General features: G+C 32.6%; 5 protein-coding genes. All 5 read right to left on the bottom strand.

All coding sequences use genetic code 11. From position 1 onward, the window contains the following. Positions 1-222: 222 nt before the first annotated feature. Complete coding sequence (locus B0A57_RS11365; protein WP_011962621.1) at positions 223-846, bottom strand: PAS domain-containing protein; 624 nt, start codon at positions 844-846, stop codon at positions 223-225. Positions 847-1010: 164 nt separating this feature from the next. Next, on the bottom strand, positions 1011-1835 hold the full coding sequence (gene tsf, locus B0A57_RS11370; RefSeq protein ID WP_011962622.1) for a translation elongation factor Ts: 825 nt from the start codon (positions 1833-1835) through the stop codon (positions 1011-1013). Between the two features lie 101 nt (positions 1836-1936). Beyond that, positions 1937-2737: a 30S ribosomal protein S2 gene (gene rpsB, locus B0A57_RS11375; protein WP_011962623.1), complete on the bottom strand. Its 801-nt coding sequence runs from the start codon at positions 2735-2737 to the stop codon at positions 1937-1939. Positions 2738-2890: 153 nt separating this feature from the next. Further along, the gene (gene rpsI, locus B0A57_RS11380) at positions 2891-3277 is read right to left on the bottom strand and encodes a 30S ribosomal protein S9 (protein ID WP_011962624.1); all 387 of its coding nucleotides are present in this window, start codon (positions 3275-3277) and stop codon (positions 2891-2893) included. Next, the gene (rplM, locus tag B0A57_RS11385) at positions 3277-3732 is read right to left on the bottom strand and encodes a 50S ribosomal protein L13 (protein ID WP_011962625.1); all 456 of its coding nucleotides are present in this window, start codon (positions 3730-3732) and stop codon (positions 3277-3279) included. Before rplM ends, rpsI begins: the two co-directional genes overlap by 1 nt. Between the last annotated feature and the right edge of the window lie 562 nt (positions 3733-4294).

Consider the following 4294-nt stretch of genomic DNA (forward strand, 5'->3'; position numbering starts at 1 on the left):
CCTGTTTGATTTTTATTTTTAAAAAGACCTTAAAGTTAACAGCAACATTATAAAAAAAGTAATCATAACATTAGCCTTAACCCGTTCGGTATAATTGCTAAGCAATCATTATTTTAAAACACATAGAGATATAAAAAAAAGAATTAACATAACAATTTAAAAAAAAAGTTAAACCCCTATATTTTTAAACTTACACACTTTTTAGGATAGTGTCACAAAATCTTAGTTTTTATTTGTCTTGCTAAATAATTTTCGCAAAAAACCCCTGTTATCTTCTTCGTTATTTAAAGAAACTTCTGTATAGTCATTTACAACACCGTATTTATCTATAAGAAAACGAATATACTCGACATAACTTTTGTTTTCTTTTTCTAAAAACCCATTTAAATAGTTTTCGCCTCCATTTTCACCATAAAATGCTTCTAATTTTGCTATTCTGCCGTATAAAGGTTCTATTTCGGTGGTGATTATTTCTTGCGGTATAGCTATTCTTTTTGCTTCATAATTTACTATGACTCCCTTTTTATCTTTAATAATATCAAAATCAGTAAGTACCCAATAATACTCACCGTTTTTAGTAAGGTTTTTTACTATTCCGAAAAAATTTTCTCCGTTTTTTAAGTTATTCCAAAGAATTTTAAATATGCATTTCGGCATATCTGGATGTCTAATAATATTATGTGATTTCGAGACCAATTCCTTTTCAGTATATCCAGATGTTTCTACAAATGCTTTGTTTACTGAAACAATTGTCCCGTATTTATCAGTTCTGCTTATAATTGTTTTGCTTTTATCCCAATTTGCTTCTTTGTTTATTGGCGTCACGTTCGAGTTATTATTACCCATAATCTAGTTTGAAATTTGATGTAAATAACAATTATAGTTTAATGTAAAACATGATAATTATCATTGTTTTTAATAAATTATGATTTTTTCGTTAAATTTTACGCATAAAAAAATCCCATTTCAACTAAATGAAATGGGATTTTATATTTAAGTTTAAAATAAAATTAACCTAAAGCTGCTCTTTTGAAGCCTGTTACAATTAAGTTAGCATCGATAGATTTAACATAATTAGCAACACTCATTGAGCTGTCTTTAATATAATCTTGGTTAACTAAGGTGTTGTCTTTAAAGAAACGACCCAATTTACCTTTTGCAATATTTTCGATCATTGCTTCTGGTTTTCCTTCAGCGCGAAGCATATCTTTAGCTATTTCTATTTCTTTAGCAATTGTATCCGCGTCTACACCTTCTTCGTTTAGAGCGATTGGGTTCATTGCAGCAGCTTGCATTGCTACGTTTCTTGCTGCTTCTTCAATACCATCTGCTTTTGCAGAAAAGGCTGTTAAAGTAGCAATTTTATTTCCCGAGTGAATGTAAGATCCAACGAAAGCACCTTCTAATTTTTCGAAAGTTCTAATTTCTAATTTTTCTCCGATAACTCCTGTTTGCTCGATTAGTTTATCAGCAATAGTAATACCATTAAAATCAGAAGCTAAAAATTCTTCTTTATTGTTAAAGTTTAAGGCAAGGTTAGCCATTTCAACAGCCATTTTAACGAAGTTTTCGTTCATTCCTACGAAGTCAGTTTCACAGTTTAATGTGATTACAACTCCAACAGTATTATCAGCGTTTACAACAGCGATTGCGGCACCTTCAGTAGATTCTCTATCTGAACGGTTTGCAGCTACTTTTTGTCCTTTTTTACGTAAATTTTCGATTGCTAAATCAAAATCTCCATCTGATTCTACTAAAGCTTTTTTACAATCCATCATTCCGGCTCCGGTGATGGTTCTCAATTTATTTACGTCTGCAGCAGTGATAGTTGCCATATTTATTATTTTAATTGGGTTATAAAAAAAAATTACGAATACGAATTACAAATTAAGTTAAAAAATTCGTAATTCGTAATTCGCAATCCGTAATTAGATAATTACTCTTTTGTTTTAGCAGCTTCAGCTACAATTGCTTTTTCGTCAGCTTTTGTATCTGTTACTTCTTCTTGAGCAACTTCTTCTGTAGTAGTGTCAGCTTCTTTATCAGATGTTCTGTTTGCAAGACCATCAATAATAGCTTCAGTTACTAAAGTTAAAATTTTATCGATTGATTTAGAAGCATCATCATTTGCAGGGATAACATACTCAACAAGACGTGGATCAGAGTTAGTATCTACCATTGCGAAAACTGGAATGTTTAATTTTTGAGCTTCTTTAATTGCGATGTGTTCAGCTTTGATATCTACTACAAATAATGCAGCAGGCAATCTTGACATGTCAGAGATAGAACCTAAGTTTTTCTCTAATTTTGCACGCAAACGATCCACTTGCAAACGTTCTTTTTTAGACAATGTCATAAAAGTACCGTCTTTTTTCATGCGGTCGATAGTTGACATCTTCTTAACAGCTTTACGAATTGTAACAAAGTTTGTTAACATTCCGCCAGGCCATCTTTCTGTGATGTACGGCATGTTTGCAGCAGCAGCTTTTTCGGCTACGATGTCTTTAGCTTGTTTTTTGGTAGCTACGAAAAGTATTTTTCTACCTGATGCAGCGATTTTTTTCAGAGCTTCATTAGCTTCTTCAATTTTTGCTGCAGTTTTATATAGATTGATAATGTGAATTCCATTACGCTCCATATAGATGTAAGGAGCCATGTTTGGATCCCATTTTCTAGTCATGTGTCCGAAGTGTACACCTGCTTCTAGTAAGTCTTTAACTTCTATTTTATTTGCCATTTTGTAATAGTTTACGTTCTGTTGAATTAGCAATAGGTCTTTGATAAGACTTTAAGGCTTTCGGCTTTAAGGCTTTCGACATATTTAGATGCTAAACTAGTTTCCTGCCTCGACAGGAAGAGCAACAATAACTTAGTTTTTAATAAAAAAATATTAACGTTTAGAGAATTGGAATCTCTTACGGGCTTTCTTCTGACCGAATTTTTTACGTTCAACCATTCTTGGGTCTCTCGTTAGTAATCCTTCTGGTTTTAAGATTGCTCTGTTTCCTTCTCCAACTTCACACATTACTCTTGCTAAAGCCATTCTTACTGCTTCTGCTTGTCCTGTGCTTCCGCCTCCGTAAACATTTACTTTTACGTCATAGTTAGTTACATTTTCTGTCATAGACATTGGTTGTAAAACTTTGTACTGTAAAGTAGCTGTTGGGAAATAAGTTGCAAACGCTTTTTTGTTAACAGTGATTACTCCTGTTCCTTCCGATACGTAAACACGTGCAACTGCACATTTTCTTCTACCGATTTTGTGAATTGCTGCCATTACTTAAGATCGTTTAGGTTAACTGTTTTAGGTTTCTGAGCGCCTTGTTTGTGCTCTGATCCTACAACAACATTTAAATTTCTAAAAAGCTCAGCTCCTAATTTGTTTTTAGGTAACATTCCTTTTACTGCTTTTTCTACTAAAAGAGCAGGGTTTTTTGATTGCAAAACTTTTGCAGTCAAACTTCTTTGTCCTCCTGGATAACCTGTGTGACGGATGTAAGTCTTCTCGTCCATTTTGTTACCTGTAAGGTTGATTTTTTCTGAGTTGATAACGATTACGTTATCTCCGCAGTCCACGTGTGGTGTGTAACTTGGCTTGTACTTACCTCTAAGAATCATAGCGACCTTTGATGCAAGACGACCTAAGTTATGACCATCAGCATCTACAACAATCCACTCTTTTGTGATAGTGGCTTTGCTTGCTGATTGTGTCTTGTAGCTTAATGCGTCCATAATATTATTTTAATTAAACATTCCATCCCCAATAAAGGGAGTGCAAAAGTACGATTATTTATTTTAAATGCAAATAGGAAAGTAAAAATTCTTTTTCTTTGCTTTTCAGTGAGTTACATTTTTTTGAAAATTATTTTTTTACTTAAAATAGTTTGCTTAAAATCATGGTTAGAAATTGTGTCTGTTTTAAGTTTTTTTTGATGAAAATGCTTTTTTTATATTGATACCAATTTAGCTTTAAAAACACTGGAATATTTATTAAGGATGTTGTCATTCCGAGGAACGAGGAATCTCATAATTTGAATAACTTGATGAGATTCCTCGTTCCTCGGAATGACAAACTGTATGTTTTTTTATCCCAGTAAATTTAAACTTTAAATGGTATTACGTTTCCGCTATCATTCCAATCTGTCATTGCGAGCAAAAGCAGTTTCTCAAATTAGAATTTCAGAATCGCAATAACAGGATTTTTATTTTATAGGGGCTATTTAAGAATTTAGTTTTTTATGAGTTGTCTGAAAACATAGGCTAATTAAAATAGCCTATGTTTTTAGTGCACTCA

It is taken from the genome of Flavobacterium psychrophilum DSM 3660 = ATCC 49418, assembly GCF_002217405.1.
In the GTDB taxonomy this organism is placed as follows: Bacteria; Bacteroidota; Bacteroidia; order Flavobacteriales; family Flavobacteriaceae; genus Flavobacterium; species Flavobacterium psychrophilum.